The organism is Streptomyces sp. NPDC034670 (assembly GCF_055574875.1).
This window is the reverse complement of the sequence record NZ_JBVITR010000011.1, coordinates 73840-89200: the sequence shown is the minus strand read 5'-3', so window position 1 is coordinate 89200 and position 15361 is coordinate 73840. Positions and strand designations below refer to the sequence as shown.

17 protein-coding genes and 1 riboswitch are annotated in these 15361 nt (G+C 75.2%); of the genes, 12 read left to right on the top strand and 5 right to left on the bottom strand.

What is annotated here, in order from left to right; genetic code table 11:
• Window positions 1-253 precede the first annotated feature (253 nt).
• Window positions 254-2713, top strand: a complete 2460-nt coding sequence (locus ACZ56B_RS11145) for a SpoIIE family protein phosphatase (RefSeq protein WP_468788567.1) — start codon at window positions 254-256, stop codon at window positions 2711-2713.
• A gap of 82 nt (window positions 2714-2795) precedes the next feature.
• Here ACZ56B_RS11145 and ACZ56B_RS11140 read toward each other — a convergent pair whose 3' ends face one another.
• Together ACZ56B_RS11140 and ACZ56B_RS11135 are read right to left on the bottom strand one after the other, a co-directional pair.
• Complete coding sequence (locus tag ACZ56B_RS11140) at window positions 2796-3251, bottom strand: RpiB/LacA/LacB family sugar-phosphate isomerase (protein WP_468788565.1); 456 nt, start codon at window positions 3249-3251, stop codon at window positions 2796-2798.
• Between the two features lie 71 nt (window positions 3252-3322).
• Window positions 3323-3538 carry a hypothetical protein gene (locus tag ACZ56B_RS11135; protein ID WP_468788563.1) on the bottom strand — a complete coding sequence of 72 codons (216 nt, stop codon included), beginning with the start codon at window positions 3536-3538 and terminating at the stop codon, window positions 3323-3325.
• 39 nt (window positions 3539-3577) lie between these two features.
• On the opposite strand from ACZ56B_RS11135, the gene ACZ56B_RS11130 reads away from it, so the two are divergent.
• A complete protein-coding gene (locus ACZ56B_RS11130; protein WP_468788561.1) occupies window positions 3578-4303 on the top strand; it encodes a lysophospholipid acyltransferase family protein in 726 nt (241 codons plus the stop codon).
• A 260-nt stretch (window positions 4304-4563) separates the two neighbouring features.
• Here the strand turns inward: ACZ56B_RS11130 and ACZ56B_RS11125 are convergent, their stop codons facing one another.
• Window positions 4564-4851, bottom strand: coding sequence for a type II toxin-antitoxin system Phd/YefM family antitoxin (locus ACZ56B_RS11125; RefSeq protein WP_468788559.1), 288 nt, complete (start codon window positions 4849-4851; stop codon window positions 4564-4566).
• A gap of 106 nt (window positions 4852-4957) precedes the next feature.
• Here ACZ56B_RS11125 and ACZ56B_RS11120 point away from each other — a divergent pair, with 106 nt between their 5' ends.
• The 3 genes from ACZ56B_RS11120 (at window position 4958) to ACZ56B_RS11110 (ending at window position 6921) form a co-directional block, all read left to right on the top strand.
• Complete coding sequence (locus ACZ56B_RS11120; protein WP_468788557.1) at window positions 4958-5593, top strand: ATP-dependent Clp protease proteolytic subunit; 636 nt, start codon at window positions 4958-4960, stop codon at window positions 5591-5593.
• Window positions 5594-5600: 7 nt separating this feature from the next.
• Window positions 5601-5906, top strand: coding sequence for a hypothetical protein (locus tag ACZ56B_RS11115; protein ID WP_468788555.1), 306 nt, complete (start codon window positions 5601-5603; stop codon window positions 5904-5906).
• Window positions 5907-6256: 350 nt separating this feature from the next.
• Window positions 6257-6444: riboswitch (cyclic di-AMP (ydaO/yuaA leader) on the top strand.
• 3 nt (window positions 6445-6447) lie between these two features.
• Window positions 6448-6921, top strand: a complete 474-nt coding sequence (locus tag ACZ56B_RS11110) for a C40 family peptidase (protein WP_468788553.1) — start codon at window positions 6448-6450, stop codon at window positions 6919-6921.
• Between the two features lie 449 nt (window positions 6922-7370).
• Here the strand turns inward: ACZ56B_RS11110 and ACZ56B_RS11105 are convergent, their stop codons facing one another.
• Window positions 7371-7847, bottom strand: coding sequence for an ATP-binding protein (locus ACZ56B_RS11105; RefSeq protein ID WP_468788551.1), 477 nt, complete (start codon window positions 7845-7847; stop codon window positions 7371-7373).
• Window positions 7848-8058: 211 nt separating this feature from the next.
• Between ACZ56B_RS11105 and ACZ56B_RS11100 the strand changes: the two genes are divergently transcribed.
• Window positions 8059-8919 (top strand): helix-turn-helix domain-containing protein, encoded by an 861-nt coding sequence (locus ACZ56B_RS11100; protein ID WP_468788549.1) that lies wholly within the window; start codon window positions 8059-8061, stop codon window positions 8917-8919.
• A gap of 9 nt (window positions 8920-8928) precedes the next feature.
• A complete protein-coding gene (locus ACZ56B_RS11095; RefSeq protein ID WP_468788547.1) occupies window positions 8929-9153 on the top strand; it encodes a DUF397 domain-containing protein in 225 nt (74 codons plus the stop codon).
• 126 nt (window positions 9154-9279) lie between these two features.
• On the opposite strand, the gene ACZ56B_RS11090 is transcribed toward ACZ56B_RS11095, so the two are convergent.
• Complete coding sequence (locus tag ACZ56B_RS11090) at window positions 9280-10407, bottom strand: 8-amino-7-oxononanoate synthase (RefSeq protein WP_468788545.1); 1128 nt, start codon at window positions 10405-10407, stop codon at window positions 9280-9282.
• A 145-nt stretch (window positions 10408-10552) separates the two neighbouring features.
• On the opposite strand from ACZ56B_RS11090, the gene bioB reads away from it, so the two are divergent.
• The 5 genes from bioB to ACZ56B_RS11065 all read left to right on the top strand — a co-directional run bounded on the left by bioB (window position 10553) and on the right by ACZ56B_RS11065 (window position 15279).
• Window positions 10553-11779, top strand: a complete 1227-nt coding sequence (gene bioB / locus ACZ56B_RS11085; protein ID WP_468788543.1) for a biotin synthase BioB — start codon at window positions 10553-10555, stop codon at window positions 11777-11779.
• Complete coding sequence (locus ACZ56B_RS11080; RefSeq protein ID WP_468788541.1) at window positions 11772-13052, top strand: adenosylmethionine--8-amino-7-oxononanoate transaminase; 1281 nt, start codon at window positions 11772-11774, stop codon at window positions 13050-13052. Before bioB ends, ACZ56B_RS11080 begins: the two co-directional genes overlap by 8 nt.
• Before the next feature lies 1 nt (window position 13053).
• Window positions 13054-13770, top strand: coding sequence for a dethiobiotin synthase (gene bioD / locus ACZ56B_RS11075; RefSeq protein ID WP_468788539.1), 717 nt, complete (start codon window positions 13054-13056; stop codon window positions 13768-13770).
• Between the two features lie 117 nt (window positions 13771-13887).
• Window positions 13888-14580: a class I SAM-dependent methyltransferase gene (locus ACZ56B_RS11070; RefSeq protein ID WP_468788537.1), complete on the top strand. Its 693-nt coding sequence runs from the start codon at window positions 13888-13890 to the stop codon at window positions 14578-14580.
• Between the two features lie 273 nt (window positions 14581-14853).
• The gene (locus tag ACZ56B_RS11065; protein WP_468788535.1) at window positions 14854-15279 is read left to right on the top strand and encodes a GNAT family N-acetyltransferase; all 426 of its coding nucleotides are present in this window, start codon (window positions 14854-14856) and stop codon (window positions 15277-15279) included.
• Window positions 15280-15361: the final 82 nt, after the last annotated feature.

Sequence of the window (15361 nt, the reverse complement as noted above, 5' to 3'; positions counted from 1 at the left end):
GAGAGGGGAGTGGGAGGGGTGGGGGGGGGGTGGGGGGAGCGGGGGGGGGGGTTGGGGGAGGGGGGGACGACCTGCCGGGGGGGGGGCCCCCCCCCCCCCCGGCCCCCCCCCCCCCCCCCACCCCGCGGAACCCGCCGCCCCGGCGGGGGGCACCGGGCCGTCTGCCCCGCCGCCCGGGAAGCCCCCTTTCCGGGCAAGGGTGAAGATGGGGACAAGAGGTGGTAGACCACTCTCAGCGACAGAGAGGTCGGCCGTGGGCGGACACAAGGAGCAGGACGTTGCCCGGCAGGGGTTCGACGTGGCCGACGCCGCTCCCCTGCTGCTCGATCCGCGGGGCGTGGTGTCGGGCTGGACCGGTCAGGCCGAGCGGCTGCTGGGGCACTCCGTGGCCGAGGCGGTGGGCAGGAAGTTCGCCGAGCTGCTGACCCCGCGGGACGCCGAGCGGGTGCCGGACCTGGTCGAGCGGTGCCGGGAGGACGGCGGCTGGGCGGGACTGATGACGGCCCTGCGCCGGGACGGGCGGCCGGTCGCGGTCATGGTCCGGATCGTCCCGGCGGTGGAGCCGCGGGGTCGTTCGTCGCTGCTGGTGCTGCTGTCGGAGCTGGCCGGCGCTCCCGGCTGGGACATGAGCCGGACGGTGCTGGAGCAGATGGTCGCCGGGTCGCCGATCGGCATCGCGATCGTGGACACGGAGCTGCGTTTCGTGTGGTCCAACGCCGCGTTGGAGCAGTTCGGCGGCGGTCCGGCCGAGCGGCGCCTGGGGCTGCGGCTCGCGGACGTCCAGCCGGGCGTGGACGTCGAGTCCGTCGAGGCGCAGATGCGGCACGTGCTGGAGACCGGCGAACGCGTGGTCGGCCACGTGCACACCGGCCACGCCCGCTCGGCTCCGCTGCGCGAAGCCACGCACATGCTGTCGTTCACCCGGCTCGACGACGAGCACGGCCGCCCGATGGGCGTGTACTACACCGTCGTGGACATCACCGAGTGGCATCGCGCCCGGCAGCGCCTCGCCCTGCTCGACCGGGCCGGCCGGTGCATCGGCCGCACCCTGGACATCACGCGCACCGCGCAGGAACTGGCCGACGTCGCCGTGCCGGGGCTCGCGGAGTTCGTCGTCGTCGACCTGCTGGAGAGGGTGCTGCGGGGTGCCGAGCTGCCGCCCGGACCGTTCGCCGGGACCACCCGGGAGCCACTGCGCCGCGCGGGTCACCGGTCGCTGTACGAGGACCTGCCGCGGACGGCCGTGGAGACCGGCGGGGCGGTGGCCTACCTGGCCGGCTCACCTCCGCTGCGCTGCCTGGCCACGGGCCGGTCCTGGCGCCGGGAGCAGCTCGACCCGCTCGCCACGGGGTGGGTCGCAAGGCCACGGGGCGACCACGTCCCCACCTTCCTGGAGCTGGGCCTGCAGAGCGTGATGATCGTGCCGCTCCGGGCCCGGGGCGTCACCCTGGGCATCACCGGGTTCTTCCGGCGCCGCCGCGAGCGCCCCTTCGACGAGGACGACCTGAGCCTGGCCGAGGACCTCGTCTCCCGCGCCGCCGTCTGCGTGGACAACGCCCGGCGCTACACCCGCGAGCGGGACGCCGCGCTCGTGCTGCAGCGCAGTCTGCTCCCGCGCAGGCTGCCCGAACAGGACGCCGTCGAGGCGTCCGTGTGCTACCGCCCGGCCGACGAGCTGACCGGTCTGGGCGGCGACTGGTACGACCTCGTCCCGCTGTCCGGAGCCCGCGTCGCGCTCGTCGTCGGCGAGGTGCCCGGGCACGGCATCGACGCCGCCGCGGCCATGGGCCGGCTGCGGACCGCGGTGCGGACCCTGGCCGCGCTGGACCTGCCGCCCGAGGAGGTGCTCGCCCACCTCGACGACCTGGTGGGCCGGCCGGGGCGGGACGACGACGGCGAACCGGAGGCCGGGCCCACGGAGGGCCTGGCCCGGGGGGCCTGCTGCCTGTACGTGGTCTACGACCCGGTGGACGGCCGGTGCGCGGTGTCCGCCGCCGGTCATCCCCCGCCCGCGGTGGTGGCGCCCGACGGCACGGTCACCTTCGTGGAGCTCCCCCGGGGCCCGGCGCTCGGCGCGGGCGGCCCGCCGTTCGAGTCGGTGGAGCTGTCCCTGGCCGAGGGCAGCACGCTCGCCCTGTACACCGACGGCCTTCTGCTGCCCCCCACCAGGGACGGGACCGTCGACACCGACCGGGAGCGGCTGCGGCGCGCCCTGGAGGGGGAGCCGCCCTCGCGGGAGCCGGACTGCCGGGCCGTGGTGGAGAAGCTGGTCCCGACCCGTCCGCACGACGACGTGACCCTGCTGATGGCCCGCACCCGGCGCCTCGCCCCCGGACGAGTGGCGACCTGGGCCCTGCCGGCGGATCCGGCCGTCGTGGCCGAGGCCCGCAGGTCCGCCCTGCGGCAGCTGACCCGCTGGGGGCTGGACGAGCTGGCCTTCACCACCGAGCTGGTCGTCAGCGAACTCGTCACCAACGCCATCCGGCACGCCGGCGGCCCCGTCCGGCTCCGGCTGATCCGCGAGCGCTCACTGGTGTGCGAGGTGTTCGACGGCGGCATGACGACGCCCCACGTGCGGCACCCCCGTGCGACGGACGAGGGCGGACGCGGGCTGCTGCTGGTCTCCCAGATCGCCCGGCGGTGGGGCACCCGTTTCGTTCCCGAGGGGAAGATCATCTGGGCCGAGCAGTCACTGGACGCGCCGGACCTGTGACGCCGGCGGGCGCGGCACCGCGCCCCTCGGGCGCCGCGGCTCCCGCGCCGCGGCGTCGGAACCCCCGGGCGGTCCGGGCCGCTCAGGCGCCCGGGCGTTCCCCGTCGAGGCGGCGCACCCGGTCCACGTTCCGCAGGTCCTCCGCGTCGTCGCTGGGCGCACCGGCGAACCAGGCGTCGAGGATCTCCTTCAGCAGCGGCTCCGACGTCAGCCGCAGGCTGAGCGCCAGCACGTTGGCGTCGTTCCAGCGGCGCGCGCCGTCCGCCGTGACCGCGTCCGTGCACAGGGCGGCCCGGACGCCCGGCACCTTGTTCGCGGCGATCGAGGCGCCCGTGCCGGTCCAGCAGCACACCACCGCCTGGTCCGCCGTCCCGTCGGCGACCTCGCGGGCCGCCGCCTCGGAGCAGACCGCCCACCGCGGGTCGTCCCCGGGGCTCAGGGCACCGTGCGCGCGCACCTCGTGACCGCGCTCGCGCAGCTCGGCGAGGAGGACGCGGGCCACGGGTTCGTCCATGTCGGAGGAGACGGAGATCCGCATGCTCCGGAGCCTACTCGGCCGGACGGCGGCGGGGCACCTCACGGGGGCGTTCCCGGTGCGGTGCGATCCGGTCACGTCCGCCGACCGGGTTGCCGCCGGGCGGTGACCGGCAGCAGGCTGGGGTGGCGGTCCTCCCCGGCCGCGCCGTCCCCCCGCGGGCCCTGCCGCCGACGGGTGGTCAGCCGTCCGGCGCGGCCGCGTCCGGTCGCGTCGGGCAGGGTGCCGGGCGGCTCCGCCCGGACCTGGACCGGCACCCCCACGACGTGCCGGCCGACCTGCTGGAACACGGCGGCCCCGCCCGTCCGCCGGAGTCGAGGAGCGTGCGCTTGTTCTACTACCTTCTCAAGTACGTGCTGCTGGGCCCGCTGCTGAGGCTGCTCTTCCGGCCCCGGACGGAGGGCCTGCGGCACGTGCCGTCGTCCGGCGCCGCCATCATCGCGGGGAACCACCTGTCGTTCTCGGACCACTTCCTGATGCCGGCCGTGCTCAAGCGGCGCATCACCTTCCTCGCGAAGGCCGAGTACTTCACCGGCCCCGGCCTCAAGGGCCGGCTGACGGCCTTCTTCTTCCGCAGCGCGGGGCAGATCCCGGTCGACCGCTCCGGCAAGGAGGCCGGCCGGGCCGCCATCCGGGAGGGCCTCGGAGTGCTCGGCAGGGGTGAACTGCTCGGCATCTACCCGGAGGGCACGCGGTCGCACGACGGCCGCCTCTACAAGGGCAAGGTCGGCGTCGCGGTGATGGCCCTCGAGGCGGGCGTCCCGGTGGTCCCCTGCGCGATGATCGGCACCTTCGAGGCGCAGCCGCCCGGCAGGACCGTCCCCCGCGTCCGCCCCGTGGTCATCCGCTTCGGCGAGCCCCTCGACTTCTCGCGCTACGCCGGCATGGAGGGCGAGAAGGCGGTCCTGCGCGCCGTCACCGACGAGATCATGTACGCCATCCTCACCCTGTCCGAGCAGGAGTACGTCGACCGGTACGCGGCCGTCGTCAAGGCCGAGGAGGCGGCGCGCAGGGCGCAGGACAAGCGCCGGTTCCCGCGCCTGCCGCTGCGCTGACCGTCCCCGGGCGCACCGGCGCCGGGTGACCCGGAGCCCTCCGGCCGCCCGGTGCCCCGGCGAAGGCGGCCGCCGGCCGGGACGGGCAGCGCGCGGCCCCGGTGCCGCGGAGGCCGTCCGGAGAGGGAGTGACCCCGGGCCGCGGGCGGTCCGGGGTCCGGGGCCGCCCTCGGCCGGTTCCCCCTGGAGGTGCACGGCGCAGCCGTCGCGGTCGCCCCGTGCGGCGTTCCGGAGGCGTTCGGCCGTGCCGCGGTCCGGGGCTACGGGCCGTCCGGCCGCCGGTGCTCCGCGGCGATGCCGAACCGCTGCCGTTCGCGGGGAGCGGACGCCGTCTCGCGGACACCGGCGACCGTGCTGATCACCTGCTCCTGCGCGGGCTCCGCGGCCCCTTCGAGTTCTTCGAGCCGTCGCAGGTCGTCGGCGGACACGAGGGCGACGAGGGGCTTCCCGTGCCGGGTCACGACGACGCGTTCCCCGCCGTACACCACCCGGTTGATCAGGTCGGCGAGCTCAGCCCTGGCTTGCGTCACCGGAATCTCGTAGGCCATGGACCCATCATAACTTCATGTACCTCCTGTACATTTTTTACAGAAGCCGCAGCGACAGCGACGCGCGTGCCGGAAACGGCCGCGCCCTGCCACAGGAGGGGTTCACATGACCCGACCGTCCGCCCGTCACGTCCTGCCCGAGTTCACCCGGCGCACGGCGTCCGGGCACCGGACGACGGACCCGTACACCGAGCTGCTCCAGGCCCGGATCGTCCTGCTCGGCACCCGGATCGACGAGGCCTGCGCGAACGACGTGACGGTCCAGCTCCTGCACCTGGAGCACCAGAACCCGGACCGGGACGTCTCGCTCTACATCAACTCCCCGGGCGGCTCGTTCCACGCCATGGCGGCGATCCACGACACGCTGCGCTTCGTCTCCTGCGACGTGGAGACGGTCTGCCTCGGCCGGGCCGAGGGGGCCGCCGCGCTGCTGCTCGCCGCCGGCACCCCGGGCAAGCGGTGTGTCCTGCCGGGCTCCCGCCTGGTGCTCCGTCAGCCCGCCTCGCCCGGCCCGCTGGAGGGCCGGGCGAGCGACCTCGCGGTCCAGGCGGGGGAACTGGCCCGCGTCCGGTCCCGGATGGAGGACATGCTCGTCCGGTACACCGGCCGCACCCCGGAGCAGGTCCGGTCGGACATCGAGCGGGACACGGTCCTCGACGCACGGGCGGCGGTGGACCACGGCCTGGCGGACCGGATCGTGTCCGACCGCGAGGGCTCCCACCCCGCCGCCGGAGCGAGGTGAGCCCCCGGTGCTGCCGGAACTCCCCCCGCTGCCCGCCCTGACCCGGGCGGAGGCCGAGCTGATCGACCGTTACCTCGAGGTCGTCGACCTGCTCGGCCGCATCAACCCCGCCTCGGACGGTGACACCTACCGCGGGCTGCGCGCCGCACAGGCACTGGTCGGCAGGGCCGTCGCGCTGCGCGACGCGCTGACCGTGATGCACCGGCGCGGCGAGACCGAACTGCACTCCGCCACGCTGGCCCGGGCACTGCGGGTCCTGGACGGCGAACGGCGCACGGCCCGGCTCACCCTGCCGCGGTCCCCCGGCAGTTGACCCCGGACCGGTCCGGACGGCCGTCCCCGGCGGCGGCGCGTCCGGACCGGGGCCGGAACGGACCAAACGGCGTACCCCCATCCGGCGGAGATGAACCTGCTGTTCCCGGGCCGCCGAAGTTGCGCAACACGCGCGCCCGACGGGCGGAATGGGGCGCTCCGACGCTGGTCCGGGGCCCTTCGGCACCCTTGACAGCAATCCGAACAGGAGGGTGTCCACCCGAACGGGTGAGTGGTGAGTAACAACACAAATCCCCTGTCCCGTTGGGACTTCGGGCCTGCCGTGGGACAAGATCCGTGACTGACGACAAGACCCCGCCGCCGCGGCGGGGCGATCCGGGCGGACGCCGAGTCCTGCCGCCGCCCGGATGACCGGTCGACAAGGAGTGGATCGGCAGGAGTGGAGGACCCGAGCACGACGGGTCGCCGGAACACCTGTTCCGAGCAGCCCTTGGGGTGAAGCCGCACTCGTGCGGCCGGGCAACTTCGCCAGCCCGAATCCGACAGGTCATCCTTCACAGGCGGCTGACGAAGGGTTGCGCATGACCGCGCTCAATCGTGTCCCGTCTCTCATGGCCCGGGCCGGCACGGCCTCGGCCCTCACCCTGGCCGCCGTGGGCGGCTCGATCGTGGTCCCGGGTGCCGCCTCGGAGGCGGCAGCCGCGACCACGGCCACCAAGGCTCTGAACATCGCCGCTTCCAAGAAGGGATCGCCGTACCGGTGGGGCGCCACCGGACCGTACCGGTTCGACTGCTCCGGGCTCACCCTGTACGCGTTCAAGAAGGCGGGCAAGCAACTGCCGCGCACCGCCGCCCAGCAGTACAACAAGACGCGCCACATCTCCGCCAAGAACCGCAAGGCCGGGGACCTGGTGTTCTTCCACTCGGGCCGCAGCGTCTACCACGTCGGCATCTACGCCGGCGGCGGCAAGATCTGGCACGCCCCGAAGACCGGGGACGTGGTGCGCCTGCAGAAGATCTGGACCAGCAGCGTCTCGTACGGCCGGGTCAACTGACCCGCGGGGGCGGCGGCGTCCCCGACGCGCCGCCGCCCCCGCCGGGCGTGACACGGCCCGGCCCGTCGTCCGTCGCGGTACGGCCGGCACCGCCCCCGTACCGCACGGAACCGGGAGTCCGCGGCAACGGACCGGCCGCGCTTCGCCGGACCGTTCCGGGAACCGCGGGTCACCCGGACAGGCGCGCCCACCCTCTTGGCCTCCCGCTGCCGCTCGCCCCCACCCGCGCTTCGACGCGCCCGCCGCGCTTCGACCCGCCGCCCGCGCCACCACCCCGCTGCCGGCCGTGTTCGCCGCCGCGCCGCTCACCGCGCCCGCCGCGCCGCACCGTTCGCCGTTCCGGCAGGGCACCGAGCCGCACGTCGTGCGGGACCGCTTCCCGGCCGAAGCGGCCCCGACCGTCCGGGCGCGCCGGCGCACCGCCCGCCGTCCCCGCGCCGTGACGGCCCCTACGGCTCCTGCCGGCCCGCCGCCGTGGCCGGTTCCGCGGCGGGTTCCGCGGCGGCGGGCAGGGCCCACGGCAGTTCGACGGAGACGGTCTTGCCCCCCTCACGCGTGGGACGGATCCTGAGCCTCCCCCCGCATTCCGCGGTCAGACAGCGGATGATGACCAGTCCGCGGCCGTTGTCCTGCTGGACGGCGGCGGGCAGTCGCCTGGGGAGACGCGGGTGGCTGTCGGTGACACCGACGTGCAGCCGCCCGTCGCGCCGGAGGACCATGTCCACGGTGAAGGTGGGCGACTGCCCCAGGGTGTGCTGCACGGCGTTGGTGGCGAGTTCGGAGACGATCAGCCGGACGGTGTCGGACACGTCCGCGTCCGCGGGCATGCCCCACTCCGCCAGCACGTCCACCACATGGGCGCGGGCGGCGCGGACCGAGGCGGGATCGCTCGGCAGAGTGATGGATGCTTCCAGGTGGTCTGCCATGGCGATGTCGTCCCTTTCCCACGGGACCGCAGTCCGACACGGAGCGGATGGTTCGAGTACGGTCCCGCACTGGTGCTTCGCCGCCAGAGTGCCATCACCGCACGGCGCGGGACGGCGATCCACCGAGATATGCATATATCTGTCGCCCGAAGCGGTGAACCCTGCGACGGAAGACCGTATCCGGGCGGCCCGGGAGGAGTAGGGAGAGTCCATGCAGCACGGTCCCGCGGTGCGCCGCCGGAAACTGGGTGCCGAACTGCGCACGCTGCGCACTTCGGCGGGGTTCACCAGCGGCGAGGCGGCCCGGCTGGTGGGCTGGCACCAGTCGAAGGTGAGCCGGATCGAGACCGGCACGAGCGGAGCGAAACCGGCCGACGTCCGGTTACTGCTCGACGCCTACGGCGTGACCGATCCGCAGCTGCGGGAACTGCTGCTGGTGCTCTCGGGCTCCGGCGACGGCGACGGCCGGCACCACTGGTGGCACGCCTACCGCGGCGTACTGCCGCCGACCTACCGGGACTTCATCAGCCTGGAGTCCCAGGCGAGCGCGATGCGCACCCTGGAGACCACGGTGGTCCCCGGACTGCTGCAGACGCCGGAGTACGCGCGGGCGGTGACCCGGGCCGCGCTGGAGGGTGCCTCGGAGGAGCGGCTGGACGCCCTGGTGGAGGTGCGTCTGGCCCGGCAGGACGTGCTGCGGGCGGACCCCCCGCTGGAGTTGAGCGCGGTCCTGGACGAGGCGGTGCTGCGCCGGGAGGTCGGGGGCCCCGATGTGATGGCCCGTCAGCTGGAGCAGCTGGTCGAGGCGGCCCGGCTGCCCCAAGTGCGGCTGCAGGTCCTGCCGTTCGCCGCGGGGGCACACATCGGCGTCACCGGCCCTTTCGTTATTTTCTCATTTTCGCGCACTTCTGATCTTGACGTGGTGGTTCTCGACCACTTGACGAGTAGCTTCCATCTGGAGCGGAAAGAAGACCTCCGGGCCTACTCGGAGGCCTTCGAGGCCCTTTCGATCCACGCCCTTTCCCCCGAGGACTCGTTGGACTTCATCGCCGGTGCCGCCACCGGCGCGTAAGGAGGCACGATGACCGCACCGCCTCGGACCCCCCGCTCCGCTCCCGACCTGCACGGTGTGCGGTGGCTGCGCAGCAGCTACAGCACGGGCGCGAACAACTGCGTCGAGACGGCCCGGCCGGCCTCCGGCCCCCGGGCCGGACTGCTCGCCGTGCGCGACTCCAAGACCCCGGCCGGGCCCGTGCTGCTCTTCTCCCCCGGGAGTTGGACGGAGTTCGTGACCGCCGTCCGCTGACCGCCGGACGGCCGGCCGGACCGGACGGAACCCGGCCGATCCGGCCGACCCGACTCGTCACCCGGCCGACCGGCGATCCGACCGATCACCCTCCCACCGGGCGACGCACGGCCGTGCCACGCCGACTCATGGCCGCGTTGCGCCGATCACCCGTACAGCGCGTTCGATCTCCGCCCCGGACAGGTCCGCGCGGGCGGTCAGTCTGAGCCGTGAGATGCCGTCGGGCACGGAAGGAGGACGGAAGCAGCCCACGGACAGACCGGCCGCCCGGCAGTCGGCCGCCCACCGCACGGCCTGCTCCGGGGAGGGAGCGCGCACGGAGACGACCGCGGCGTGCGGCCGGACCGCCTCCAGGCCCGCGGCCGTCAGCCGGGCGTGCAGCTCGCGCGCCACCTCGCCCGCCCGGGCCGCGCGCCCGGGTTCGCGGCGCAGCAGCCGGAGCGCCGCGAGGGCCGCCCCCGCCGCCGCGGGGGCCAGCCCCGTGTCGAAGATGAACGTCCGTGCCGCGTTGACCAGGTGCTCGATCACCCGGGCCGGTCCGAGCACCGCCCCGCCCTGGCTGCCGAGCGACTTGGACAGCGTGACCGTCACGACGACGTCGTCGGCGCCCGCGAGTCCCGCCGCGTGCGGGGCACCCCGGCCGCCGTCGCCCAGCACGCCGAGGCCGTGGGCGTCGTCGAGCACCAGACCCGCGCCGTGCTCCCGGCACGCCTCGGCCAGCGCGGCGAGCGGGGCGGCGTCGCCGTCCACCGAGAACACCGTGTCGGACACCGCCACGGCGGGTCCGTCGTGCGCCCTCAGCGCCTTGCGCACCGCGTCGGGGTCGGCGTGCGCGGCGACCTGCGCCGTACCGCGGGCCAGTCGGCAGCCGTCGATGAGCGAGGCGTGGTTGCCCGCGTCGGAGACGATCAGGGAGCCGTGCGGGGCCAGCGCGGTGACCGCGGCGAGGTTAGCCGCGTAGCCGGAGGAGAAGACCAGGGCCGCCTCGAAGCCGCAGAAACCGGCCAGTTCGCGTTCCAGCTCGGCGTGGAGCTCGGTGGTGCCGGTGACGAGCCGTGAGCCGGTCGCGCCGCCGCCCCAGGTCCGCGCGGCCCGTGCCGCGCCCTCGGTGACCTCGGGGTGACGGGCCAGGCCCAGGTAGTCGTTGCTCGCCAGGTCGAGGAGGGGCGCGCCGGCCGCCCGCGGGCGCAGGGTCCGCACCAGTCCGGCGCGCCGGCGCAGCTCCGCCTGTTCGTCGAGCCAGCCGAACGCCATGGGTCCTCCGTGCTTCCGCGGTCGGTGCACCGACCCTAGCGGGACGGCCGCGGGGCCACGGTGTGGCCATGCCCACACCTCGAAGCGCCACTGTTGTACGAACCTTCCTTGGCCCGGCGGGCCGAGTAGGACAGGATCGTCTCCCATGGACCTGCTGAACACGCTGGTGGACAAGGGGCTGCGGCGCGAGACGCCGACCCGCGGGGAAGCACTGGCCGTCCTCGCGACGTCCGACGACGACCTGCTCGACGTGGTGGCCGCGGCCGGGAAGGTGCGGCGGCACTGGTTCGGCCGCCGGGTGAAACTCAACTACCTGGTCAACCTCAAGTCCGGCCTGTGCCCGGAGGACTGCTCCTACTGTTCCCAGCGGCTGGGCTCCAAGGCCGACATCCTCAAGTACACCTGGCTCAAGCCGGACGAGGCGTCGAAGGCCGCCGCCGCCGGACTGGCGGGCGGCGCGAAGCGGGTGTGCCTGGTGGCCAGCGGGCGCGGTCCGACCGACCGCGACGTGGACCGGGTGTCCGACACCATCAAGGCGATCAAGGAGCAGCACGAGGGCGTCGAGGTGTGCGCCTGTCTCGGGCTGCTCTCCGACGGCCAGGCGGAGCGGCTGCGCGAGGCGGGCGCGGACGCCTACAACCACAACCTCAACACCTCCGAGTCCACCTACGGGGATATCACCACCACGCACACCTACGCCGACCGCGTGGACACCGTGCGGAGGGCGCACGCGGCGGGCCTGTCCGCCTGCTCCGGGCTGATCGCCGGCATGGGCGAGAGCGACGAGGACCTGGTCGACGTGGTCTTCGCGCTGCGCGAGCTGGACCCGGACTCGGTCCCGGTCAACTTCCTGATCCCGTTCGAGGGCACCCCGCTCGCCGAGGAGTGGCACCTCACCCCGCAGCGGTGCCTGCGCATCCTGGCGATGGTGCGGTTCGTCTGCCCGGACGTCGAGGTGCGGATCGCGGGCGGCCGTGAGGTGCACCTGCGCACGATGCAGCCGCTCGCGCTCCACCTGGCCAACTCGATCTTCCTCGGCGACTACCTCACCAGTGAGGGCCAGGCGGGCAGGGCCGACCTGGAGATGATCGCCGACGCCGGGTTCGAGGTGGAGGGGACCGACCGGGTGACCCTGCCGGAACACCGCGCGGGCGGTGGGTGCGGCACGCACGAGGACGGCGGCCGCGGCGCGCACGAAGGCGGTGGCTGCGGGTCGCACGAGGGCGCCGGGGTGTGCGGTGCGGCGCCGGCGGGCGCGGGCTCCTGCGCGGGTGCGGCCGAGGAGACCGCGCGCCGGACCGAGGAGCCGCGCACCGACCTGGTCGCCGTCCGCCGCCGGGGCGCCGGAACGGATCTCGCGCCCAATGCCTGAGCTCTCCGTCGCCGAACTGCTGGAGCTCGACCGGCGGCACGTCTGGCATCCGTACGGGCCCATGCCGGGCCGCCGGGAACCGCTCGTCGTGGAGTCGGCGAGCGGGGTGCGGCTGCGGCTCGCCGACGGCTCGGGCGAGCTGGTCGACGCGATGGCGTCCTGGTGGTCGGCGATCCACGGCTACAACCACCCGGTGCTGAACGAGGCCGCCCGCGACCAGCTCGGCCGGATGAGCCACGTAATGTTCGGCGGGCTCACCCACGAGCCCGCCGTCCGGCTGGCGAAGCTCCTCGTCGACGTGTCGCCCGACGGCCTGGAGCACGTCTTCCTCGCCGACTCGGGATCGGTGTCGGTCGAGGTCGCGGTCAAGATGTGCCTGCAGTACTGGCGTTCGCTGGGCCGGCCGGGGAAACGGCGGCTGCTGACCTGGCGGGGCGGGTACCACGGCGACACCTGGCAGCCGATGTCCGTGTGCGACCCCGAGGGCGGGATGCACGAGCTGTGGACCGGGGTGCTGCCGCGCCAGGTGTTCGCCGACGCCCCGCCCGCCCTGTACGAGGAGGCCTACGCCGACCACCTGCGGGAGACGATCGAGCGGCACGCCGGGGAGCTGGCCGCGGTGATCGTGGAGCCGGTGGTGCAGGGCGCGGGCGGGATGCGGTTCCACTCCCCCGCGTACCTGCGGGTGCTGCGCGAGGCGTGCGACGCGCACGACGTGCTGCTGGTGTTCGACGAGATCGCGACCGGGTTCGGGCGCACGGGCGCCCTGTTCGCGGCGGAGCACGCGTCGGTGACGCCGGACGTGATGTGCGTGGGCAAGGCGCTGACCGGCGGTTACCTGACCATGGCGGCGACGCTGTGCACCGCGCGGGTGGCGCGGGGCATCGCGCGCGGCGAGGTGCCGGTGCTGGCGCACGGTCCGACGTTCATGGGCAATCCGCTGGCGGCGGCCGTGGCCTGCGCCTCCGTCGAACTGCTGCTCGGGCAGGACTGGGCCGCGGAGGTCAAGCGCATCGAGGCGGGCCTGCGGGACGGGCTGGCTCCGGCGGCGGAGCTGCCGGGGGTCCGGGACGTGCGGGTGCTGGGCGCCGTCGGCGTCGTGCAGCTCGACCGCGCCGTGGACCTGGACGCGGCCACCCGGGCCGCGGTGCGCGAGGGGGTGTGGCTGCGGCCGTTCCGGGACCTGATCTACACCATGCCGCCGTACGTCACGGGCGACGCGGACGTGGCGCTGATCGCGCGAGCGGTGTGTGCGGCCGCGGAGGAGGGATGACATGCCGGTACTGGTGATCACGGGCACGGGCACCGAGGTCGGCAAGACGGTGGTGACGGCCGCGGTCGCGGCGACGGCGCTGTCGGCCGGCCGGTCGGTGGCCGTGCTGAAGGCGGCCCAGACGGGCGTGGGCCCCGGCGAGCCCGGGGACGCCGAGGAGGTCGCCCGGCTCGCCGGCGCCGTGACGGCGGGCGAGATCGCCCGCTACCCGGATCCGCTGGCGCCGGCCACGGCCGCCCGCCGGGCCGGCCGGGCGCCGGTGCACCCGCACGACATCGCCGAGCGGGCCGCCAAACTGGCCACCGAGCACGATCTGGTGCTGGTGGAGGGCGCGGGAGGGCTGCTCGTGCGGTTCGACCCGGCCGGCGGGACGCTGGCGGACGCGGCGGGGCTGCTGGCGGCCCCGGTGCTGGTGGTGACGTCGGCGGGCCTCGGCACCCTCAACGCCACCGAGCTGACGGCCCGTGAGCTGCGCGGGCGCGGTCTCGACCTGGCGGGCCTGGTGATCGGCAGCTGGCCCGCGGAGCCCGATCTGGCCTCCCGCTGCAACCTGCTGGACCTGCCGGACGTGACCGGGGCGCCGCTGCTGGGCGCGGTGCCGGCCGGGTCGGCGGCCCTCTCCCCCGCCGCCTTCCGGGCCGCGGCACCGCGCCTGCTGGCGCCCCGGCTGGACGGGACGTGGGACGCGGAGGCGTTCCTGGTGCGGGAAGCACCCTGACGGCGGCGGGGACGCGGGCGGTCCCCGCGGGGGAGAATCGTGGTGAGGACCCTCCCGGGGAGGCCCCGTGTCCCCCCGGGGCCCCGGCCTCGCCCCCGTGAGCAGGGAGGTACCCGCATGTCCGCCGGCTCCGCGAAAGTGGTGCGGGATCCCGTGCACCACCCGCTGTTCGCCCGTTGCTACGCCCGGGCCAGTGCCGCCGCCGAGACCCGCATGGGCCTGGCCGGGATGCGCCGGCGCCTGCTCGGCGGGCTGTCCGGGCGGGTGATCGAGGTGGGCGCGGGCAACGGCCTGAACTTCGCGCACTACCCGGGCGCCGTCTCGGAGGTCGTCGCCGTCGAACCGGAGCGGATGCTGCGCGGGCGGGCCGTCGAGGCCGCCCTGCGCGCCCGGGTGCCGGTGGACGTGGCGCCGGGCGTGGCGGAGGCGCTGCCGGTCAGGAGCGAGGCGTTCGACGCGGCGGTGGTCTGCCTGGTGCTGTGCAGCGTGCGGGACGTGCCGCGGGCGCTCGCCGAGCTCAGGCGGGTGCTGCGGCCGGGCGGCGAACTGCGCTTCTTCGAGCACGGCCGGGGCGGCGGCCGGGTCATGACCCTCACCCAGCGCGCGCTGGACCGGACGGTGTGGCCGCCGCTGGCCGGCGGGTGCCATCTGGCCCGGGACCCGGTCGGCGCGCTGCGGGAGGCGGGGTTCGAACTCGGCCCCTACCGGCGGACGCTGCTGCCCGAGAACGGTCCGAAGCTGCCCCCGTCCTACTGCGTCACCGGCGTCGCGTGGCGCCCCGGGGCCGACGCGGCGGACGCCGGGCGCTGAGTCACCCGTGCCGGCGGCGGGACGCGGACCGGCGGCCGGAGGAGGGCGGCGGGCACGGGCGGGCGGGCCGTCGTGGGCGGGCCGTCGTGGGCGGGGGCGCGGGAGCCCGGCCGGAGACCGGGTCGCCGGCGCGCCCGGGGCCGGGGCCGGCTGCGGCACGGGCCCGTCCGGCTCTTCGCCGCAGACGGCCGCCCCCGCGGGAGCCGTCGCGCACCCGCGGTCCGCATCGTGGAATTCCGCGTCGCCGGCGCCCCCGCGTGCTGTGATCACCCCATGACCGAGCTGCGCGTACGGGCCGCCGCGCCCGAGGACCTCGACACCGTGCTGGCCTTCTGGAAGGTGGCCGCGGAGGGCACGAGCATCAGCGACGACCGGGCCGGCGTCGAACGGCTGGTCGCCCGCGACCCCGAGGCGTTGATCCTCGCCGAGGCCGGCGGGGAGACGGTCGGCACGGTGATCGCCGGCTTCGACGGCTGGCGCTGCCATCTGTACCGGCTGGCGGTGCACCCGGACCACCGGCGCCGGGGGATCGCCTCCGCCCTGCTGGCCGCCGCGGAGGAGCGGTTCGTACGGCTCGGCGGGCGGCGCGCGGACGCGATGGTGCTCCGGCGCAACGAGACCGCGCACCGCGCCTGGGGCGCCGCGGGGTACGCGCCGGAGGAACAGTGGCGCCGCTGGGTGAAGCCGCTCACCGGGTGATCCGCGGCCCGGCGGCACTTCTTGGGCGATTCTTTACCCCCGCCGGGCCACTCGGTGCTCCATGAGAGGTTGTGCGCGCCCG

Excerpts from the sequence above, each read along its gene's own strand:
- ACZ56B_RS11140 (WP_468788565.1), bottom strand. The coding sequence starts at position 3,251 with ATGCGGATCTCCGTCTCCTCCGACATGGACGAACCCGTGGCCCGCGTC.
- ACZ56B_RS11125 (WP_468788559.1), bottom strand. The coding sequence starts at position 4,851 with ATGGCCTACGAGATTCCGGTGACGCAAGCCAGGGCTGAGCTCGCCGAC.
- ACZ56B_RS11120 (WP_468788557.1), top strand. The coding sequence starts at position 4,958 with ATGACCCGACCGTCCGCCCGTCACGTCCTGCCCGAGTTCACCCGGCGC.
- ACZ56B_RS11110 (WP_468788553.1), top strand. The coding sequence starts at position 6,448 with ATGACCGCGCTCAATCGTGTCCCGTCTCTCATGGCCCGGGCCGGCACG.
- ACZ56B_RS11105 (WP_468788551.1), bottom strand. The coding sequence starts at position 7,847 with ATGGCAGACCACCTGGAAGCATCCATCACTCTGCCGAGCGATCCCGCC.
- ACZ56B_RS11100 (WP_468788549.1), top strand. The coding sequence starts at position 8,059 with ATGCAGCACGGTCCCGCGGTGCGCCGCCGGAAACTGGGTGCCGAACTG.
- ACZ56B_RS11095 (WP_468788547.1), top strand. The coding sequence starts at position 8,929 with ATGACCGCACCGCCTCGGACCCCCCGCTCCGCTCCCGACCTGCACGGT.
- ACZ56B_RS11090 (WP_468788545.1), bottom strand. The coding sequence starts at position 10,407 with ATGGCGTTCGGCTGGCTCGACGAACAGGCGGAGCTGCGCCGGCGCGCC.
- bioB (WP_468788543.1), top strand. The coding sequence starts at position 10,553 with ATGGACCTGCTGAACACGCTGGTGGACAAGGGGCTGCGGCGCGAGACG.
- ACZ56B_RS11080 (WP_468788541.1), top strand. The coding sequence starts at position 11,772 with ATGCCTGAGCTCTCCGTCGCCGAACTGCTGGAGCTCGACCGGCGGCAC.
- bioD (WP_468788539.1), top strand. The coding sequence starts at position 13,054 with ATGCCGGTACTGGTGATCACGGGCACGGGCACCGAGGTCGGCAAGACG.
- ACZ56B_RS11070 (WP_468788537.1), top strand. The coding sequence starts at position 13,888 with ATGTCCGCCGGCTCCGCGAAAGTGGTGCGGGATCCCGTGCACCACCCG.
- ACZ56B_RS11065 (WP_468788535.1), top strand. The coding sequence starts at position 14,854 with ATGACCGAGCTGCGCGTACGGGCCGCCGCGCCCGAGGACCTCGACACC.